Annotated in this window: 18 protein-coding genes; 10 read left to right on the top strand and 8 right to left on the bottom strand. The window is 62.6% G+C overall.

Translation table 11 applies throughout. The features are described from left to right. Positions 1-95: 95 nt before the first annotated feature. The 5 genes from IF103_RS09590 to IF103_RS09570 all read left to right on the top strand — a co-directional run bounded on the left by IF103_RS09590 (position 96) and on the right by IF103_RS09570 (position 5,477). Complete coding sequence (locus IF103_RS09590) at positions 96-1,121, top strand: ABC transporter substrate-binding protein (RefSeq protein ID WP_023380049.1); 1,026 nt, start codon at positions 96-98, stop codon at positions 1,119-1,121. Continuing rightward, positions 1,118-2,035 (top strand): ABC transporter permease, encoded by a 918-nt coding sequence (locus tag IF103_RS09585; protein WP_023380048.1) that lies wholly within the window; start codon positions 1,118-1,120, stop codon positions 2,033-2,035. Before IF103_RS09590 ends, IF103_RS09585 begins: the two co-directional genes overlap by 4 nt. 6 nt (positions 2,036-2,041) lie before the next feature. Continuing rightward, entirely contained in the window at positions 2,042-2,851 is an 810-nt protein-coding gene (locus tag IF103_RS09580; protein WP_023380047.1) for an ABC transporter permease, read from the top strand. Positions 2,852-2,870: 19 nt separating this feature from the next. Continuing rightward, positions 2,871-4,019 carry an ABC transporter ATP-binding protein gene (locus IF103_RS09575; protein WP_104881914.1) on the top strand — a complete coding sequence of 383 codons (1,149 nt, stop codon included), beginning with the start codon at positions 2,871-2,873 and terminating at the stop codon, positions 4,017-4,019. A 150-nt stretch (positions 4,020-4,169) separates the two neighbouring features. After that, positions 4,170-5,477 carry a substrate-binding domain-containing protein gene (locus IF103_RS09570; protein WP_202676055.1) on the top strand — a complete coding sequence of 436 codons (1,308 nt, stop codon included), beginning with the start codon at positions 4,170-4,172 and terminating at the stop codon, positions 5,475-5,477. A 105-nt stretch (positions 5,478-5,582) separates the two neighbouring features. On the opposite strand, the gene IF103_RS09565 is transcribed toward IF103_RS09570, so the two are convergent. The 4 genes from IF103_RS09565 to IF103_RS09550 all read right to left on the bottom strand — a co-directional run bounded on the left by IF103_RS09565 (position 5,583) and on the right by IF103_RS09550 (position 9,087). Next, positions 5,583-6,869, bottom strand: a complete 1,287-nt coding sequence (locus IF103_RS09565) for an NAD(P)/FAD-dependent oxidoreductase (protein ID WP_202676054.1) — start codon at positions 6,867-6,869, stop codon at positions 5,583-5,585. After that, positions 6,866-7,609: an amino acid ABC transporter ATP-binding protein gene (locus IF103_RS09560; protein ID WP_023380043.1), complete on the bottom strand. Its 744-nt coding sequence runs from the start codon at positions 7,607-7,609 to the stop codon at positions 6,866-6,868. The genes IF103_RS09565 and IF103_RS09560 overlap by 4 nt, the downstream gene beginning before the upstream one ends. Next, positions 7,606-8,262 (bottom strand): amino acid ABC transporter permease, encoded by a 657-nt coding sequence (locus tag IF103_RS09555; RefSeq protein WP_023380042.1) that lies wholly within the window; start codon positions 8,260-8,262, stop codon positions 7,606-7,608. The genes IF103_RS09560 and IF103_RS09555 overlap by 4 nt, the downstream gene beginning before the upstream one ends. Before the next feature lie 66 nt (positions 8,263-8,328). After that, a complete protein-coding gene (locus tag IF103_RS09550; RefSeq protein WP_041925634.1) occupies positions 8,329-9,087 on the bottom strand; it encodes an ABC transporter substrate-binding protein in 759 nt (252 codons plus the stop codon). 165 nt (positions 9,088-9,252) lie between these two features. Between IF103_RS09550 and IF103_RS09545 the strand changes: the two genes are divergently transcribed. Both IF103_RS09545 and IF103_RS09540 read left to right on the top strand, forming a co-directional pair. After that, positions 9,253-10,029 carry an IclR family transcriptional regulator gene (locus tag IF103_RS09545; RefSeq protein WP_027907022.1) on the top strand — a complete coding sequence of 259 codons (777 nt, stop codon included), beginning with the start codon at positions 9,253-9,255 and terminating at the stop codon, positions 10,027-10,029. A gap of 159 nt (positions 10,030-10,188) precedes the next feature. Further along, positions 10,189-11,250, top strand: coding sequence for a TerC family protein (locus tag IF103_RS09540; RefSeq protein ID WP_023380039.1), 1,062 nt, complete (start codon positions 10,189-10,191; stop codon positions 11,248-11,250). Positions 11,251-11,455: 205 nt separating this feature from the next. Here the strand turns inward: IF103_RS09540 and IF103_RS09535 are convergent, their stop codons facing one another. After that, entirely contained in the window at positions 11,456-12,109 is a 654-nt protein-coding gene (locus IF103_RS09535; protein WP_104881916.1) for an HD domain-containing protein, read from the bottom strand. A gap of 189 nt (positions 12,110-12,298) precedes the next feature. Further along, positions 12,299-13,519 (bottom strand): acyl-CoA dehydrogenase, encoded by a 1,221-nt coding sequence (locus tag IF103_RS09530; RefSeq protein ID WP_023380037.1) that lies wholly within the window; start codon positions 13,517-13,519, stop codon positions 12,299-12,301. Between the two features lie 140 nt (positions 13,520-13,659). Between IF103_RS09530 and IF103_RS09525 the strand changes: the two genes are divergently transcribed. The 3 genes from IF103_RS09525 (at position 13,660) to IF103_RS09515 (ending at position 16,787) form a co-directional block, all read left to right on the top strand. Continuing rightward, positions 13,660-14,586 (top strand): LysR family transcriptional regulator, encoded by a 927-nt coding sequence (locus tag IF103_RS09525; RefSeq protein WP_202676053.1) that lies wholly within the window; start codon positions 13,660-13,662, stop codon positions 14,584-14,586. Positions 14,587-14,748: 162 nt separating this feature from the next. Beyond that, positions 14,749-15,903, top strand: coding sequence for a cysteine desulfurase family protein (locus tag IF103_RS09520; protein WP_104881917.1), 1,155 nt, complete (start codon positions 14,749-14,751; stop codon positions 15,901-15,903). 104 nt (positions 15,904-16,007) lie between these two features. Beyond that, positions 16,008-16,787 carry a TSUP family transporter gene (locus tag IF103_RS09515; RefSeq protein WP_027907024.1) on the top strand — a complete coding sequence of 260 codons (780 nt, stop codon included), beginning with the start codon at positions 16,008-16,010 and terminating at the stop codon, positions 16,785-16,787. Here the strand turns inward: IF103_RS09515 and nudC are convergent. After that, positions 16,755-17,585, bottom strand: a complete 831-nt coding sequence (gene nudC / locus IF103_RS09510; RefSeq protein WP_023380031.1) for an NAD(+) diphosphatase — start codon at positions 17,583-17,585, stop codon at positions 16,755-16,757. The two genes, IF103_RS09515 and nudC, sit on opposite strands and share 33 nt — an antisense overlap. Before the next feature lie 33 nt (positions 17,586-17,618). Next, a complete protein-coding gene (locus IF103_RS09505) occupies positions 17,619-18,431 on the bottom strand; it encodes a crotonase/enoyl-CoA hydratase family protein (RefSeq protein ID WP_023380030.1) in 813 nt (270 codons plus the stop codon). Positions 18,432-18,558: the final 127 nt, after the last annotated feature.

The raw sequence follows: 18,558 nt of genomic DNA, 5'->3' as shown, positions 1-18,558 counted from the left end.
GCCAGAAGACACTTTGTTGAAGCTGCTCCCCGAACACTGTTGGCGGGCGCACCACAAGCCCCGCCTCGAATAACAAAAGCAACGAGGGCGTAACCATGCTGTTGAGCAAACGTGTAACCGCAGTGCTGTCCGCCAGCCTGCTGACCCTGGCATGTCAGGCCGTGCAGGCCGCCGACAGCCTCAACTTCGTCAGTTGGGGCGGCACCACCCAGGACGCCCAGAAAGAAGCATGGGCAGTCCCCTTCACCAAGTCGACCAACATCAAAGTCGTTCAGGACGGCCCGACCGATTACGGCAAGCTCAAGGCCATGGTCGAGAGCGGCAACGTGCAATGGGACGTGGTCGACGTCGAAGCCGATTTTGCACTGCGGGCTGCCAGCGAAGGCCTGCTCGAACCCCTGGACTTCAAACAGATCCAGCGCGACAAGATCGATCCTCGTTTCGTCTCCGACCACGGTGTCGGCTCGTTCTTCTTCTCCTTCGTGCTCGGCTACAACGAAGGCAAGCTCGGTGCCAACAAACCGGTCGACTGGAGCGCTCTGTTCGACACCAAGACGTACCCTGGCAAACGCGCCCTGTACAAATGGCCCAGCCCTGGCGTGCTGGAGCTTGCCCTGCTGGCCGACGGCGTAGCGCCCGACAAGCTCTACCCGCTGGACCTGGACCGCGCCTTCAAGAAACTCGACACCATCAAGAAGGACATCGTCTGGTGGGGCGGTGGCGCCCAGTCGCAACAGCTGCTGGCCTCCGGAGAAGCGTCCCTGGGTCAGTTCTGGAATGGCCGGGTCTATGCCCTGCAGCAAGACGGTGCGCCGGTGGGTGTGAGCTGGAAGCAGAACCTGGTCATGGCCGATTTCCTGGTCATCCCCAAGGGCGCCAAGAACAAGGATGCGGCCATGAAGTTCCTGGCCAATGCCAGCAGCGCCGAGGGCCAGGCCGATTTCGCCAACAAGACCGCCTACGCCCCGGTGAACATCGACAGCGTCGGCAAACTCGACAAAGACCTTGCGCCAAACCTGCCGACCGCCTATGCCCAGGACCAGGTCACCCTGGATTTCGCCTACTGGGCCAAGAACGGACCGGCCATCGCGGCGCGCTGGAATGAGTGGCTGGTCAAATGAAAGTTGCCATCAACGCCCTGCATAACGCGCACGGTGCCCCCAGCGGCACCGGCGCTCCGGGAGCGGCCGCGTGCCGCCCAAGCCTGAGCCAACGCTGGAAAGGCAGCCGCAACCTGCTGCCTGCCCTGCTGTTCCTTGGCCTGTTCTTCTTCGCGCCGCTGGCCGGTCTGTTGCTGCGCGGAGTGCTGGAGCCGGTGCCGGGGCTGGGCAACTACGAGCAGCTGTTCGCAAACTCGGCTTACGCGCGCGTGCTCTTCAACACCTTCTCCGTCGCCGGCCTGGTGACCCTGATCAGCGTGCTGCTGGGCTTTCCGCTGGCCTGGGCAATCACCTTGGTGCCGAAGGGGTGGGGGCGCTGGCTGCTGAACATCGTGCTGCTGTCGATGTGGACCAGCCTGCTGGCGCGCACCTACTCATGGCTGGTGCTGCTGCAAAGCTCGGGGGTGATCAACAAGGCGTTGATGGCCATGGGCATCATCGATACGCCGCTGGAGATGGTGCACAACCTCACCGGCGTGGTGATCGGGATGAGCTACATCATGATTCCGTTCATCGTCCTGCCGCTGCAGGCGACCATGCACGCCATCGACCCGATGGTGCTGCAGGCCGGCTCGATCTGTGGTGCCAGTCCCTGGACCAACTTCTGGAAGGTGTTCCTGCCGCTGTGCCGCTCGGGGTTGTTCTCCGGTGCGTTGATGGTGTTCGTGATGTCGCTCGGTTACTACGTCACCCCGGCACTGCTGGGCGGTGCGCAGAACATGATGCTGCCTGAATTCATCATCCAGCAGGTGCAATCGTTCCTGAACTGGGGCCTGGCCAGCGCCGCCGCCGCACTGCTGGTGGTGATCACCCTGGTGCTCTTCTATCTGTACCTGAAGCTGCAGCCGGAATCTCCGGTTGGCAACGCGAGGTAAGCCGTCATGCTCCTGTCTCCCAACGCCATGGGCCGCCCGCTGCGTACTGGCCTGTACTTGACCACCGGGGTCATCGCGGCCTTCCTGCTGCTGCCGGTGGTATTCATCGTCCTATTGTCGTTCGGCTCATCCCAGTGGCTGGTGTTCCCACCACCAGGCTGGACCTTCAAATGGTATGGCCAGTTCTTCTCCAATCCCGAATGGATGGACGCCGCCCTGGCCAGCCTCAAGGTCGCCGTGCTGACCACCCTTGCCGCCGTGCTGCTGGGCCTGCCCACCGCCTTCGCCCTTGTACGCGGGCGCTTCCCTGGCCGTGAGTTGCTCTACGGCCTGTTCACCATGCCGATGATCGTGCCGCTGGTGATCATCGCCGTGGCGGTGTATGCGCTGTTCCTCAAGCTCGGCTACACCGGCACGTTGTTCGCCTTCGTGGTCAGCCATGTGATCGTCGCCCTGCCTTTCACCATCATCTCGATCATCAACTCGTTGAAGTTGTTCGACCAGTCGATCGAGGATGCCGCGGTGATCTGCGGCGCCTCGCGCCTGCAGGCCATTTTCAAGGTCACCTTCCCCGCCATCCGCCCGGGAATGATCGCCGGCGGCCTGTTCGCCTTCCTGGTGTCCTGGGATGAAGTGGTGCTCAGCGTGATGATGGCGAGCCCCGACCTGCAGACACTGCCGGTAAAGATGTGGACCACCCTGCGTCAGGACCTGAGCCCGGTCATTGCCGTCGCATCGACGCTGCTGATCGGCCTGTCGCTTCTTGTCATGATTATTGCCGCCGCACTGCGCCGGCGCACCGAAGTCAACGCCTGAGTGCCCGGAGAGAACAACCATGAGTGCAGTGATCAAAGACAACGCGCACAACAAGACCCTGGTCAGCCTGCGCGGTCTGAACAAGCACTACGGCGACTTCACCGCCGTGGACAACCTCGACCTGGACATCCAGGACGGCGAGTTTCTCACCTTCCTGGGCTCCAGCGGCTCGGGCAAGTCCACCACCCTGTCGATGCTGGCCGGCTTCGAAACGCCCAGCAGCGGCGAGATTCTGGTCGAAGGCCAGTCGCTGGTGAACGTGCCACCGCACAAGCGCGACATCGGCATGGTGTTTCAGCGCTATTCGCTGTTCCCGCACCTGAACGTGCGCGACAACATCGCCTTCCCGCTGGCCATCCGCAAGCTCGGCGCCGCTGAGACCAACAAGCGCGTCGACGCCATGCTCAAGCTGGTACAGCTGGAGAAATTCGCCCACCGCAAACCCTCGCAGATGTCCGGCGGCCAGCAGCAGCGCGTAGCGATTGCCCGGGCGCTGGTGTACGAGCCCCGCATCCTGCTGATGGACGAACCGCTTGGTGCGCTGGACAAGAAGCTGCGTGAAGACCTGCAGGACGAGCTGCGCCAGCTGCACCGGCGCCTGGGCATCACCATCGTCTACGTGACCCACGATCAGGAAGAAGCCATGCGCCTTTCGCAGCGCATCGCCATTTTCAGCCACGGCAAGATCGTTGGCCTGGGTACCGGCTACGACCTTTACCAGAACCCGCCAAACGCGTTCGTGGCCTCGTTCCTGGGCAATTCCAACTTCCTGCGCATCAAGGCCAGCAGCAATGGGGCAGGCAGCTTCGAAGGCCAGCCGGTAGCCATTCGCCTGACGCCAGGCCTGACGGCCGGGCAAGACGCGCTGATCATGGTGCGCCCGGAAAAAGCCCTGGCACTGACGGCTGAACAAGCCGCTCGTGACTCGTTGCCAGCAGGTTGGAACGAGGTCAGCGCCAAGGTCGCGGAAGTACTGTTCCTCGGCGAAAGCCAGACCTGTCATGTGGTGACCGCCGGTGGTACCGAACTGACCGTCAAGGCGCTGTCTGCCGCGGGTATGCCCATGCAGCCGGGCGATACCGTGAAGGTTCGCTGGGCCGTGGCGGATGCCTGCGTGTACACCGAGTGGGCCGAAAGTGACCTGAGCAAATCCGCCGGCGCTCATTGATGCAGCGCCATCGCCGGCAAGCCGACGCTTCGTAGGAGCTGGCTTGCCGGCGATAAGCGGGCAAAGCCCTCCCTCCCGCCACCCGCTGTCACATTTCAGTCACGCCCCTGTCGTAATCTGCCGGGCACTCCTGTGCCAAAGGTCCCCGGCATGCATCGCCTGCTCATCCTGCTCATCCCGTTGCTACCGCTGATGGCCCTGGCCGAACCAGCGCACCTGCGTATTCAGGGTTCCAACACCATCGGCGCGACCTTGTTGCCGGCACTTGTCGAAAGCTTGTTGCAGTCGCAACACGCCACGGCCATCCAGCGATTGCCCGGAGCGGTACCTAACGAGAGTGTGATCCAGGCACAGGATACCCAAGGCCGCGCCCTGCGGATCGACATCGCCGCGCACGGTTCGAGCACCGGCTTCACCGCCCTGGGCCGCGGCGAGGCTGACCTGGCCGCGGCCTCCCGCCCCATCAACGACGCCGAAGCCAACCAGCTGCATGCCTTGGGCGACCTGCGCGCGGCGCGTGCCGAGCAAGTCATCGGCCTGGACGGTGTGGCGGTGATCGTCCATCCCGACAACCCCTTGCCGCAACTGACCACCCAACAATTGGCCGAAGTCTTCTCCGGGCACATTCAGCGCTGGGAGCAGCTGGGCGTGGTCGGCGGCGAGATTCACAGGTATGCCCGGGACGAGCGCTCCGGCACGTTCGAGACCTTCAAGGCAATGGTACTGGACCGGCACCAGGCCAGCTTGATGCCGCAGACCCAGCGCTTCGAGTCCAGCGACGAACTGGCCGAACGGGTCGCTGGCGATCGCCAGGCCATCGGCTTCAGTAGCCTGGCAGCGGCGCACGGCGCCAAGGTGCTGGCAATCGCCGAGGGTGATGCGCCCGCGATGCGCCCGGAGCGCGCGCTGGTGGCCAATGAAGATTACCCGTTGTCGCGCAGGTTGTATTTCTACCTGCCCGCCAATGCCACACCCATGGCCCGGGCATTGGCCGACTTTGCCCAGAGCCCGGCCGGCCAGGCGATCGTCGCCGCACAGGGTTTCGTTTCTCAACAGGTCACGGCCCAGTCAGTGCCGCCACACACCAACATGCCACCGCGCTATCGCACCCTGGCCCTGAAGGCGCAGCGACTGAGCGTCAACTTCCGCTTCCAGGAAGGCAGTGCCAGCCTCGACACCAAGGCACTGCGCGACGTGCAGCGGGTGGCCGACTACCTGCGCCAGAACGCAAAGCTGCACACCAAGGCAGTGCTGGTGGGCTTTGGCGACCCCAAGGAAACGCCCGGGCGCGCCGCCCTGCTATCACGTCTGCGAGCCCTGGCGGTAAGACGCGAGCTGGCCAGGGGCGGCGTCGAAGTCCTGGAGATAACCGGTATGGGCGACGAACTGCCTGTGGCCGGCAACGACCTGGAACAGGGCCGTTTGCGCAACCGGCGGGTGGAAGTGTGGGTCTACTGAAACCCCAGGTTTAGCCGTTGGCGCCCTGCCCAACAACGCAGTGGCCGAACGGGCTATCGGCCGCCGTCTTGGTCACCACAGGCCGGATTGCATGCGCGCCTGGACTCAAAGGATGGCGTCCAGCAGCCGGTACCAGGCAATGCCAACGCCCAGGTACAAGCGCTGCAGACCATGGAGCGGTATCGGCCGAATCGGCGTCACCGGAAACGGAAAATGCTCGGCCTGCCCAAGCAAGCGCTCGGCCAGATGGCGGCCAAGGGTCGTCGACATGGCAATGCCTCGACCGTTGTAGCCCAGCAGGATGCTCAGGCCAGGGGCCGGCTCATGCAGGTGCGGCAGGAAATCCTGGGTCAGCGCCACCCGCCCAGCCCACTGGTACTCGAACTCGACATCCTTCAAGTGCGGGAACAGCCCCACCACTGAGCGGCGCAGATGATTCCAGTCAGTGGCCGCACGCGGTTCTGCAAATGGCCCTCGCCCGCCCAGCAACAGGCGTCCTTGTGCGTCCTGCTTGAAATACACCAGCAGGCGCCGGGCATCGGAGCAGACTTCGCCCCCCGGCAAAATCGTGCGACGCAACTGCTCAGGCAACGGCCGGGTGGCGACGATGAAACTGTTCGCCGGCAGCAGCGTCTGCCGCAACTTCGGCCACAGATCGTCCGTGTAGCCATTGGTGGCCAGCACAACCCGTTCGGCTGTGACCATGCGGCGGGTATCGGTGGTGAGCGTCCACCCACTGCTGTCACGACGCAAGCCGGTCACCCGGTTATGGCCATGGATCTGCACGCCTTCGCTCAACGCCGCCCGCGCCAGGCCGCGCACGTAGCTCAGCGGCTGGACACTACCGGCACGCGGGTCGACCCAGGCACCGAGGTAGTCATAACTGCCTATACGCTGGCTCACACGGCCCTGGTCGAGCAGCTCGACAGGCACACCGCGCTTGCGCCATTGCTCGGCGCGCCGCTCGATCGCACGCATGGCGGCCGGCGTCGCAGCCGGCTGGATCCAGCCCTTGCGGGTCGCGTCGCACTGAATGCCGTAACGCTGGATGAGCGCGAAGACTTCATCGGCAGCGCCACCCGCCACGTCGACCAAGCGCTGCCCCTGCCCCGGGCCGAAGAGGCGCAGCAAGTCTTCCGGGTCATGCTTGAGGCCCGGAATGACCTGCCCGCCATTGCGCCCGGAGGCGCCCCAGCCAGGCTCGCCGGCATCCAGCACACAAACCCGCACACCCTGGCGGGCCAGGTGCAGGGCCGTCACCAACCCTGTGTAACCGGCACCGACCACGGCGACATCCACCTGCTTGTCGTCATCCAGTGGCGGTGTATGCACCCCCGGCGTGGCAGTGGCCGCCCATAATGAGGCAGGCAATGCCAGTTGCGCAGCACTCATGCCTGGCCCCCTTCACTGGTCAGCAAACGTCGCAGGAAGTCCTGGGTACGCTGTTGCTGAGGCGCCCCGAGCACCTCGCGGGCCGGGCCCTCTTCGATGATCCTGCCGCCGTAGAGGAAGCAGACCTTGTCAGCGACCTCACGGGCAAAGCCCATCTCGTGGGTCACCACCACCATGGTCATGCCTTCATCTGCCAGTTTTCGCATCACCGCCAGCACTTCACCTACCAGCTCCGGGTCCAGCGCCGAAGTCGGCTCATCGAACAGAATCGCCTTGGGCCGCATGGCCAGCGCACGGGCGATGGCAACGCGTTGCTGCTGCCCCCCGGAAAGCTCGTCGGGGTAGGCGTCCATACGGTGGGCCAGGCCTACCTTCTCCAGCAGTGCCCGAGCATGTTCGCGGGCGGCTTGCGGGTTTTCCCTTTTCACATACACCGGACCTTCCATGACGTTCTGCAACGCAGTGCGGTGCGGAAACAGGTTGAAGCGTTGGAACACCATGGCCACCTGACTGCGGATGGAGTGGATGCTTTTGGCATTGCGGTCCACCCGTTCGTCTTCGACCAGGATGTCACCACCTTCGTAGGTCTCCAGCCCGTTGATGCAGCGCAGCAAGGTGGACTTTCCCGAACCCGATGGGCCGATCAGGCACACCACCTGACCGCTGTCGACGTTCAGGTCGATGCCTTCGAGCACAGGTGTACTGCCGTAGCTTTTATGCAGAGACTGAATGCTGATCATGCGTGCTTCCTCGTGGCGATACGCGTTTCGAGACGGCGCAGGGCATACGACAGGGGCAGGCTCAGGGACAAGTAGAGCAATGCCACCAGGGTGTAGACGGTCATGTTCTCGAAGGTCGACGAAGCAATCAGCTGGCCGGCACGGGTCATCTCGGCAACGGTGATGGTCGACACCAGGGACGAGTCCTTGAGCATCATCACCAAGGTGTTGCCGTAGGGCGGCAAGGCAATACGCAACGCCTGTGGCAGCACGACCCGGCGCATGATCATCGGCCCACGCATGCCAAGGGACTCGGCCGCCTCGATCTGGCCCTGTTGAATGGCCTGTATGCCGGCGCGGAAATTCTCCGCCTGGTACGCCGAGTAGGCGATACCCAAGCCGATGATGCCCGCATGCAAGGCGCTGAGTTGAATGCCGAATTCAGGCAGCACGAAGTAGATGTAGAACAACTGCACGATAATCGGCAGGCCACGGATGACGTTGACCAGGGTGATGCCGCACAGGGCGACGGCGCGCACCTTCGACACCATCATCAGGGCAAAGCCCAAACCAATCAGGGAACTGAGCAGGAACGAGGCAATCGTGACCTGCACGGTGACCACCGCGCCATTGAGCAGAATGGGCAGGAAGTCCAGAGCATTCTGGAAGAACATAAGCGTGTCCGGGATGGATGTACCTAAGAGACGGCGCCCTTTCTGGGCACCGGAGGATGACGACCGTCAGTCGAGCTTCCACTTGGCGATGATGCCGGCCAGCGTGCCGTCGGCCTTGATGCTGGCGATACCCTTGTTGACCTGTGCCAGCATCTGCGGGTCGCCCTGGCGCATGATCAGGCACACCTGGCCCTTGAGGTGCGGCTGGTAACTCTCGACCAGGCGCACTTTCTTCAATGTGCCCTGCGCCATCTGATACGCCAGGATCGGGTGATCACCGAAGCCGGCCTTGATCCGACCCAGCGCCAGGTCACGGGTGAGGTCGGCGAGCGAGTCGTAGCCACGCACTTCCTTGAAGATGCCACGGCGATTCAGTTCGTCGATGAAAACGGTCCCCACCTGGGCTCCCACCACTTCGCCCTTGAAGTCATCCATACTGGTGTAGGCCTTGTCATCGTCGGCACGCACCATCAGCCCCTCACCGTACTCGAACACCGGTTCCGAATACTGCACGACTTTCTCCCGCTCTGGCGTGCGCAGCATGGCCGCTGAAATCAGGTCGATCTTACGAGCTGTCAGCGAAGGGATCAGCGCCGCGAAATTGGTCTGGGCAATTTCCACTTCAAAGCCCGCCGCCTTGGCCACGGCCTCAGCCGAGTCGACCATCATGCCCTGGATACTGTTGCTCTTCACATCAAGGAAAGTGAACGGAACGCCGGTGGCAGTGGCGCCCACTTTGTAGGTCTCGGCCTGGGCGACCAAGGCGGTGGCACAACTGGCGACCAGGGCCAGAGCGCAGGTGACTGCTCGAAGACGTGGATACATGCTGAACACTCCCATTTCACGCGACTTATTGTGTTTATGCGTAGGGTTGGCCTCAGGTATCGGCAGGAGGCATGTTTTTTACTATAAACAATTTACAAAAATCGTAAAGAGATTTACAAATATCGCATATCGATATTAAAGAAGCGTAAATGGATGATTCAACGTATGAACGATAGCGAAAGCAGCCTGTTCAATCAGTCATTGGAGAAGGGTTTGGCCGTGCTCCGAGCGTTCAATGCCCGCCGCCGTACCATGAACCTGGCAGAGGTGGCCGAGGCCGCCGGCATCAACAAGAGTTCGGCGCAGCGCATGATCTACACCCTCGAAGCCCTGGGCTATGTGAGCAAGCATCCGTTGAGCAAACGTTTCCAGCTCACTCCGGAAGTGATGGAGATCGGCTATAACTACCTGGCCGCCGACACCTTGGTGGACGTGGCCAACCCCTTCCTCGCGGAACTGGCGCAAACTACCGGCGAAACCACCAACCTGACCGAGCCCGTGCGCACCGACATGCTCTACGTGGCGCGGTTCGTAGGCCCCAAGTTCATCCCCATCCACTTACCGATCGGTAGTCGCATACCGATGTACTGCACGGCTTCCGGCCGCGCCTACCTGAGCGCTCTGGAAGAGGATGAAGTCAAGGCGCTGCTGGCGCGCAGCGAGCTCATCCGCCATACCCACCTCACCCGCACCAGCCCCGAGCAGATTCTTGAGGCGATTGCCGAGGTCCGGCGCAAGGGATATGCGATCAACAGCGAAGAACTGTTCCTCGGTGACATGGCCGTGGCTGCCCCCGTGCGAAACAGCCAAGGCCGGCCTGTTGCGTCCGTGCATGTGGTGGCGCCCACCAGTCGCTGGTCGGTGGAAGATGCCGAGCGCCGACTGGCGCCGGCCGCTCTCGAATGCGCGCGCGCCATCAGCACATCGATCAGGGCCCTTTAGGGCGCGCTGCACGCAAAAAAATGTAACAGCTCACCATTCGGCTTCACGGGGAATTGGGTCTAGGCTCAGAACCATGTGATACCGGGCCCCTCTGACGGCTGCCGAGCCGCCATGTCGGATCACTGTTGCCATGCAACGTCGACATTCAAGGAGGGGCTCATGACAGCTCTGCAGACATTCCTCACCACCCCGTTCCTCGGCACCAGCACTTGGTTGTGGCTGGTGTTCATGGCCATCGTCATCGGTTTGCTGGTGCTTGACCTGGGGGTTCTGCACCGCCAGGACCGCGAGATCGAAATGCGCGAAAGCCTGTTGTTGTACTCAGGCTATTTCAGCGTCGGCGTGCTGTTCGGGGCCTGGGTCTGGTTCGAACTGGGGTCGCAGGCGGCGTTAGAGTTCTATACCGGTTTTCTGGTCGAGCAGTCATTGTCGATGGACAACGTGTTCGTCATGGCCATGATCTTCGGCTTCTTCGCCATCCCCCGCCGTTACCAGCACCGCGTCCTGTTCTGGGGCATCCTTGGCGTCGTGGTGTTGCGCGCGATCATGATCGGCGTGGGCGCAGCGCTGGTGCAGAACTTTGCCTGGGTGTTGTATGTGTTCGGCGCGTTCCTGCTGTTCACCGGGGTCAAGATGGCGTTCTCCAGGCAAGAAAGCCATCCGGATCTTGCCAACAACCCAGTGCTCAAGTTCGTGCGCCGGCACATGCGGGTCACGGACCAGATCCATGGCTCGCACTTTTTCGTACGCCTCAAGCCCCCAGGCCACACCAAGGCCCTGCATTATGCCACGCCGCTGTTCCTGGCCCTGGTACTGATCGAACTGGCCGACCTGGTGTTCGCGGTGGATAGCGTGCCGGCGATTTTCGCCATTACCCAGGACCCCTTCATCGTCTATACCTCCAACATCTTCGCCATCCTTGGCCTGCGCTCGCTGTACTTCGCCCTGGCCGCACTGATGCACCGCTTCGTCTACCTCAAGTACGCGTTGGCGCTGGTGCTGATCTTCATCGGCTGCAAGATCTTCTACCACGGCATGGTGGGCAAGGTACCGGCGTTGCTGTCGTTGGGCGTGACATTCGGGTTGTTGCTCGGCGGGGTCGTGTTGTCGTTGTTCAGGACGCGTAGGAGTGCACCGGAAGCTGCTCAGCCACCCATGGATCAGACGCAAGGCAAGGCCGTGAACGTGAACAAGGAAGAGGATCCGCAAATGAGGGTGTGAGCCAGAGCCGGGGGCCGCTTTGCGGATGCACTGGCCCCCAAGGCCTGCTGCATTTGCAGAGTTAGAAGCGATGACCAACACGCCATGATGAAAGGAATGATCAAGAACGCGCTCTTCAATGACGGCGACCACTTTTCAAACTCAATCATCCATCACCTCATGAATGACTTGCCCTACCAGCTCTCCCAGCGCGACCTTTCAGGCGTCAAGAAACGCCAATTTCATCCATGAAGCCGTCGACAAACCACACCAACCGCTGATGCCGCTGAGCCGCCAGTCGTGCGCCCTCGCCGGTCTGAAAGCCCGACGCCAGCGTCAGCAATTTGTTGGGAAAGTGCTCAAGACTGAACTGACGATCCTGGTAGTCGCGGCCTTTGGCCTTGGGATTGTTCGGGTCATACAGCGCCGTACCCATGCGGCCACCGACGTAGAAGCAGCGGGCAATACCGACCATGCCGAGGGCGTCGAGGCGGTCGCTGTCCTGCAGGATCTTCGCTTCCAGGGTATCGGCTGGCAGATGGGCGCTAAAGCTGTGCGCGGCAATGGCGTGGCGAACCGCCTCGATGCGTGGCGTGGGCCAGTTCAAAGCTGCGAGTATCTGCGCCGCCTTGCTGGCGGACAGCCGCGAGGCCTGACTGCGTTGGGGTGAGTCTTTTTCCACGGCCACACAATCGTGCAGCACGGTTGCGGCCAGCAACACCTCCAGGTCCCCGCCCTCTACCGCGTGGATCCTGCGTACGTTGGCCCACACTCGGTGCAGGTGCGCCAGGTCATGGGCGCCGTCATCCGTGGCTTCAGGCATGTGCGCCTGCAACGCATCCGCAAGAAATTGGAGGGGGTGGAACGGTGAGTGACTCATTTACATCCTGGCCGTGGCAAATCGGAGACAGCGGCGGCAAGCCGCCCCTCGCAGGACGGCACATACCGCAATGATGTAGCAGGGACCTGTGGGAGCGGGTTCACCCGCGAACACTGGCAAAGCCAGGGCCATGCACCGCGTCGAATGCTTCGCGGGCAACCCGCACAGAAACTGCGTGATCAGCACAGACTAGCGCAACATCGACGGCGGCACGTACTTACCGATTTCATACTTGCCAATCGCCGCCCGGTGCACTTCGTCCGGCCCATCGGCCAAGCGCAGGGTGCGCTGCATGGCGTACATGTAGGCCAACGGAAAATCACCGCTCACCCCTGCCCCACCATGTATCTGGATTGCCCGGTCGATCACCTTCAAGGCCACGTTCGGAGCCACCACCTTGATCTGGGCGATTTCGCTGCGCGCCACTTTGTTGCCGACGGTATCCATCATATAGGCCGCCTTCAGGGTCAGCAGCCGCGCCATGTCGATTTCCATCCGCGAGTCGGCGATCTTGTCGATGTTGCCGCCCAGTCGTGCCAATGGCCGGCCGAACGCTGTTCGCTCGACCGAGCGCCTGCACATCAACTCCAGTGCCCGTTCAGCCATGCCGATCGACCGCATGCAATGGTGAATGCGGCCGGGGCCCAGGCGTCCCTGGGCAATTTCAAAGCCGCGGCCCTCGCCGAGGATGACATTCTCGTAGGGCACCCGCACATCCTCGAACAGCACCTCGGCATGACCATGGGGTGCATCGTCATAACCGAACACCGGCAATGGTCGGACGATGTTCACCCCAGGTGCATCGGTCGGCACCAATACCATCGAATGCTGCTGGTGACGCGGCCCATCGGGATTGGACAGGCCCATGAAGATCATCACCTTGCAACGCGGGTCGCAGGCGCCGGAGGTCCACCACTTGCGACCGTTGATCACCCACTCATCCCCATCGCGCACGGCGGTGGCAGCCATGTTGGTGGCATCCGATGAGGCAACGTCCGGTTCGGTCATGGCGAATGCCGAACGGATCTCGCCGCGCAGCAGCGGCTCGAGCCACTGGCGCTTCTGCGCCTCGCTGCCGTAGCGGACCAGCACCTCCATGTTGCCGGTGTCCGGCGCCGAGCAGTTGAACGGCTCCGGGCCGAGCAGTGAGCGGCCCATGATCTCGGCCAGCGGCGCATATTCCAGGTTGCTCAACCCCGCGCCGTACTCCGACTCGGGCAGGAACAGGTTCCACAGGCCTTCGGCGCGGGCCTTGGCCTTGAGCTCTTCCATGATCGCAGTCGGCTGCCAACGGTCACCCTCGGCAACCTGCCGCTCGAACACCGGTTCGGCGGGATAGACATGAGTGTCCATGAACGCAGCGACGCGTTCGCGCAGGGCCTGGACCTTGGGTGAATAGGCGAAATCCATCTGGGCTACCTTCACGGTTCGAAATACATGGACCAGAGCCTAGAACAGCCGGCCTTCATCCACCTAGTCTATTTTCTACGTGTATAAACATTCATAACCGATATATGATCGACCCATAATTCCAACAAAGAGCGGCGCCTATGAACCTCAGCAAGGTCGACCTCAACCTGTTCATCGTTTTCGACGCGATCTACACCGAAGCCAACCTGACCCGCGCCGGGCAGATCGTCGGCATCACCCAGCCGGCGGTGTCCAACGCCCTGTCACGGCTGCGCGAAACCTTCAACGATCCACTGTTCGTCCGCACCGCCCAGGGCATGGTGCCTACCCCCATGGCGCAGAACATCATTGGCCCGGTGCGCAACGCCCTGGCGCTGCTGCGAACCTCGGTGCAGGAAAGCCGCATCTTCAACCCGCAGCAAGCCAACAAAACCTTCCGCATCAGCATGACCGACCTCACCGAAGCGGTGATCCTGCCGCCGTTGTTCCAGCGTCTGCGCCGCCAGGCCCCCTCGGTGCTGATCGAGAGTTTTCTGTGCAAGCGCCGCGAGACCACCAAGGAGCTGGCCGCCGGTAGACTGGATTTCGCCGTCGATGCGCCCTTGAACACCGACCCGCAGGTACGCCATGTCAAACTGATGCAAGACCGCTACGTCTGCGCGTTGCGCCAGGGCCATCCGCTGGCTGAAGCCAAGTTGACGCTCGACAGTTACCTAGGCATGACCCACATCCACATCTCCAGCCGCCGCAACGGCCTGGGCTATGTCGACCTGGCGCTGGGCAAGATGGGCGTGCAGCGCAAGGTTGCCTTGCGTTCACAGCACTACTTGATGGCATCGCGGGTGCTGCAGCAAACCGACATGGTGATGACCGTTCCCGAGCGATTCGCCCGTCGCCATCAGTTGCGCTATCAACCGCTGCCGGTCGACGTGCCACCGCTGGAAACGCACCTGTATTGGCACGAAAGCACTGATCAGGACCCGGCCAATCGTTGGATGCGCGAACAGATCATCGAGCTGTGCGAGCGCGTGGTGCTCGAGGAGGAGAAAGCGCTACAATCGGCATGACAACGACGGGAGAACAATTTTCTACCTCAAGGCCTTGCAATAGAGAAATTTTTTCAAGGTTGGCCGACGGGACCCACCATTGAGCAAAACATTTCGGGCAGCAGCGGGTACGCTTTCATCAAAGATCGCCATATCCACGGCAACAGAAACGGACCCGCCCCAATGCCCAGTGCCCCGCTTTACTTCGATTACGCTGCCACCACGCCGGTCGACGACCGGGTCATCGAAACCTTGGTTTCCTGCCTGAGCCGCCATACGAATTTCGGTAACCCCGCCTCCAGCGGCCACGCCTATGGCCAGGCGGCTCGCGATGCCGTTGAAAAGGCGCGACAGCAGGTCGCTGATCGCGTGGGCGCCAAAGCGAGCGAGCTGGTCTGGACCTCCGGCGCCACCGAGTCCAACAACCTTGCACTCAAGGGCATAGCCCTAGGTGCCGGGCAACCCGGCCACTTGATCACCAGCCGATTGGAGCACAAGGCAGTGCTGGACACTGTCGCCGAACTGGCTCGCCAAGGCTGGGCGGTCACTTACCTGACGCCGGACGAAGACGGGCTGATCCAGCCGCAGGCCGTACAGGCTGCGCTGCGCGACGACACCCGTCTGGTGTCGTTGATGGCCGTGAACAACGAACTGGGAACCATCACCGACTTCTCCGCCATCGGCGAGCATGTGCGAGCGCACGGGGCTTTGCTGCATGTGGATGCAGCACAGGCCGTGGGCAAGCTGCCCATCGACCTGGGCAGCCAGGCGGTTGACCTGATGTCGTTCTCCGCTCACAAGGTCTATGGCCCCAAAGGCATCGGTGCGCTGTATGTGGGGCCACGCGCATTTCCATGGATGCGTGCACAGATGCACGGCGGAGGTCATGAACAGGGCTTGCGCTCCGGGACCCTGGCCACCCACCAGATCGTCGCGATGGGCACCGCGTTCGCGCTGGCCGGTCAGCCGGGCGACGGCGAACACCAGCGTATCGAACGGCTGGCCGAACGCCTGCGTGCAGGCTTGCTGGCGTTGCCGGGGGTGAGCCTCAACGGCAGCCGTACACAGCGCATCCCGCACACCTTGAACCTGTGTATCGAGGCCAAAGGGTTCAACAGTGCAGCCTTGGCCAGCGAGCTTGCGCTTTCGACCACCTCGGCGTGCAACTCGGCAAGCAACGCCGCGTCGCACGTGCTGTTGGCGCTGGGGTTGGACGAAGCGCTGGCGCGCAAGAGCGTGCGCATCAGCCTAGGACGGTTCACCACCGAGGCCGAGGTGGACAAGGCCGTCGAAGTCTTCTCGCGGGTGGTGACGGCGGCTTCGCAGGCATTGTGGTAAGGCCACGTTACGTTTCGGTCGCAACACAGGGCGCACGGGATTAACATGGTCGCCTTCCAGCGCGGCCGATGGCCGCCCCTTGCCTGACTGTCCGCCAAAAATCCATGCCCTTCGAACTCACCGTAGAACCGCTTACCCTGCTGATACTTGCCCTGGTCGCCTTCGTCGCCGGTTTCATCGATGCCATCGCCGGTGGCGGTGGCCTGCTGACCACGCCGGCCTTGCTCACCGCTGGCATGCCGCCGCACTTGGTACTGGGCACCAACAAACTCAGCTCGACCTTCGGTTCGGCTACCGCCGGTTTCACCTACTACCGACGCAAGCTGTTCCACCCTGCCCAATGGCGTCGGGCACTGCTCGGCACACTGGTGGGTGCCTTGATCGGTGCGGTGGTCGCCCACTACATGCCCGCCGAATGGCTGAACAAGATGCTCCCGGTCATCGTCTTCGCCTGCGGTATCTACCTGTTGTTCGGTGGCACGCCCAAGGCGCCCCTGGACGCCGATGCGCCAATCAAGAAGAAGTGGCAGTTACCCCAGGGCTTCACCCTGGGCTTCTATGACGGTGTGGCCGGCCCCGGCACCGGCGCGTTCTGGACCGTGAGCACCTTGCTGCTCTACCCCATCGACTTGGTACGGGCCAGCGGTGTGGCGCGCAGCATGAACTTCGTCAGCAACATCGCGGCGCTGACGGTGTTCATCATTTCCGGGCAGGTGGACTACATCGTCGGCTTGTGCATGGGTCTGTCGGTGATGGTCGGTGCCTTCTTCGGCGCACGCACGGCGATCAGCGGCGGCAGCAAGTTCATCCGCCCGGTGTTCATCACCGTGGTGCTGGCCTTGACCGTGCGCCTAGCGTGGCAGCACTGGTTCGGGCAGGCCTAAACGACGCGCCACATACAGGTCGATCAGGTATCGGGCGATGGAGCGCCCGGCCGGCAGGGGTGGCAGTTCATGCACGCTGAACCACTTGGCGTCTTCGATCTCGTCCGGCTGCATGACGATCTCGCCCCCCGCGTACTCGGCATGGAAACCCAGCATCATCGAATGCGGGAACGGCCAGCACTGGCTCCCGATGTACTGGATGTCCTTCACCTCAACCGCGACCTCCTCACGCACTTCACGCACCAGGCAATCCTCGGCCGACTCACCAGGCTCGGCGAAGCCGGCCAGTGTGCTGTAGACACCGCTCACGAAACGTGGCGAACGGGCCAGCAGGATCTCGTCGCCACGGGTCACCAGCACGATCATGCTCGGCGAGATACGCGGGTAGCTACGCAGGTCGCAGGGCTGGCAATACATCGCCCGCTCCCAGCGAATTTGCGTCATCGGCTGGCCGCAACTGCCGCAAAAACGGTGCTCGCGCGCCCAGGTGCCGATCTGCGCGGCATAGCCCAGAATCTTGTAGGTCTCGAAATCGCCTTCGAGCATGAACGAACGTAGCCCGCGCCAATGGCAACCCGGCACCTCGCTGGCGCTGCGCAGTTCGAGCAGGAACACGGGCTCGCCGTCGAAGTGGCCGATACCCTGCTCGCACAGCACGTCCAGGTCCTGGCGCTTGAGCCAGTCCCGGGGGAACAGCGCGCCATTGTCATCCAGCAGGAACCCGTCCGGGCTGCGGGCGACGGCAAGTCCCCCGGTGATTTGCGGGTCGAGTACTGCGGTGATCCAGCGAGCTGACATGTGGAGGTTCCTTGCAGCGCGTCCCCCGGACTGTCAGTCGGCGAACGTCGGTTTCTGTTTGCTCATGTGCGCCGCCACGGCCACGCGCAGGTCTTCGGACTGCAGCATGGCGGCGTTCCAGGTAGCGATGTATTCAAGGCCATCGTCGATGCGATGGTCGCGCATGTAGCTGAGCATCTCCTTGGTGCCGGCCACGGCGATCGGCGATTTTGCGGCAATCTCGCGGGCGATGGCAAAGACACCGTCCAGCAGCGCGGCCTGATCATCATAGACCCGGTTTACCAGGCCGATGCGCAGCGCCTCGTCGGCATCGACCATGCGACCGGTGAAGGCCAGCTCACGCATCATGCCGTCGCCGATGATACGTGGCAAACGTTGCAACGTACCGACGTCTGCCGCCATGCCCATGTCGATTTCCTTGATCGAGAACTGCGCATCCTGGCTGCAGTAGCGCATGTCGCACGCCGACACCAGGTCGATGGCGCCGCCGATGCAGTACCCTTGGATCGCTGCCAGCACCGGCTTGCGGCAGTTGTCGACGGCGTTGAACGAGGCTTGCAGGCGCAGGATGGTGCGCCGCAGCAAACGGGCATTGCGCCCCACGTCCTTGCCCATCTGCCCGGCCAGCGAGGCGAGCATCATCAGGTCGATGCCGGAGGAGAAATGTTTGCCCGCGCCACTGATGACCACCGCCCGCACTGCATCGGTGTCGTCGATCCACTGGAAGATGTCGACGATTTCTTCCCAGAAGGCAGCATTCATCGCGTTGATCTTCTCGGGACGATTGATCTGCACATGGGCGATGTTGTCGGTCTGCTCGACCTTGAACGCGCTGTAGTCGGTCACGGGCGGTACTCCTTGAGGGGAAAGGTTCACAGCGCTGGATGTTAACCCAGCCCTGTGGCCGCACTTGTGCCAAAAACGGGACTCCATGCCTTGCCTAACGGCAGCTGATGCGGCACCGTGCGCCATC

The organism is Pseudomonas sp. SK2, assembly GCF_016772395.1.
Classification (GTDB): Bacteria; Pseudomonadota; Gammaproteobacteria; order Pseudomonadales; family Pseudomonadaceae; genus Aquipseudomonas; species Aquipseudomonas taiwanensis.
The sequence above is the reverse complement of the archived record's forward strand: the minus strand, read 5'-3'. Positions and strand labels throughout refer to the sequence as shown.

Coding starts and splice junctions, on each gene's coding strand:
- IF103_RS09590 (WP_023380049.1), top strand. CDS start 96: ATGCTGTTGAGCAAACGTGTAACCGCAGTGCTGTCCGCCAGCCTGCTG.
- IF103_RS09585 (WP_023380048.1), top strand. CDS start 1,118: ATGAAAGTTGCCATCAACGCCCTGCATAACGCGCACGGTGCCCCCAGC.
- IF103_RS09580 (WP_023380047.1), top strand. CDS start 2,042: ATGCTCCTGTCTCCCAACGCCATGGGCCGCCCGCTGCGTACTGGCCTG.
- IF103_RS09575 (WP_104881914.1), top strand. CDS start 2,871: ATGAGTGCAGTGATCAAAGACAACGCGCACAACAAGACCCTGGTCAGC.
- IF103_RS09570 (WP_202676055.1), top strand. CDS start 4,170: ATGCATCGCCTGCTCATCCTGCTCATCCCGTTGCTACCGCTGATGGCC.
- IF103_RS09565 (WP_202676054.1), bottom strand. CDS start 6,869: ATGAGTGCTGCGCAACTGGCATTGCCTGCCTCATTATGGGCGGCCACT.
- IF103_RS09560 (WP_023380043.1), bottom strand. CDS start 7,609: ATGATCAGCATTCAGTCTCTGCATAAAAGCTACGGCAGTACACCTGTG.
- IF103_RS09555 (WP_023380042.1), bottom strand. CDS start 8,262: ATGTTCTTCCAGAATGCTCTGGACTTCCTGCCCATTCTGCTCAATGGC.
- IF103_RS09550 (WP_041925634.1), bottom strand. CDS start 9,087: ATGTATCCACGTCTTCGAGCAGTCACCTGCGCTCTGGCCCTGGTCGCC.
- IF103_RS09545 (WP_027907022.1), top strand. CDS start 9,253: ATGAACGATAGCGAAAGCAGCCTGTTCAATCAGTCATTGGAGAAGGGT.
- IF103_RS09540 (WP_023380039.1), top strand. CDS start 10,189: ATGACAGCTCTGCAGACATTCCTCACCACCCCGTTCCTCGGCACCAGC.
- IF103_RS09535 (WP_104881916.1), bottom strand. CDS start 12,109: ATGAGTCACTCACCGTTCCACCCCCTCCAATTTCTTGCGGATGCGTTG.
- IF103_RS09530 (WP_023380037.1), bottom strand. CDS start 13,519: ATGGATTTCGCCTATTCACCCAAGGTCCAGGCCCTGCGCGAACGCGTC.
- IF103_RS09525 (WP_202676053.1), top strand. CDS start 13,660: ATGAACCTCAGCAAGGTCGACCTCAACCTGTTCATCGTTTTCGACGCG.
- IF103_RS09520 (WP_104881917.1), top strand. CDS start 14,749: ATGCCCAGTGCCCCGCTTTACTTCGATTACGCTGCCACCACGCCGGTC.
- IF103_RS09515 (WP_027907024.1), top strand. CDS start 16,008: ATGCCCTTCGAACTCACCGTAGAACCGCTTACCCTGCTGATACTTGCC.
- nudC (WP_023380031.1), bottom strand. CDS start 17,585: ATGTCAGCTCGCTGGATCACCGCAGTACTCGACCCGCAAATCACCGGG.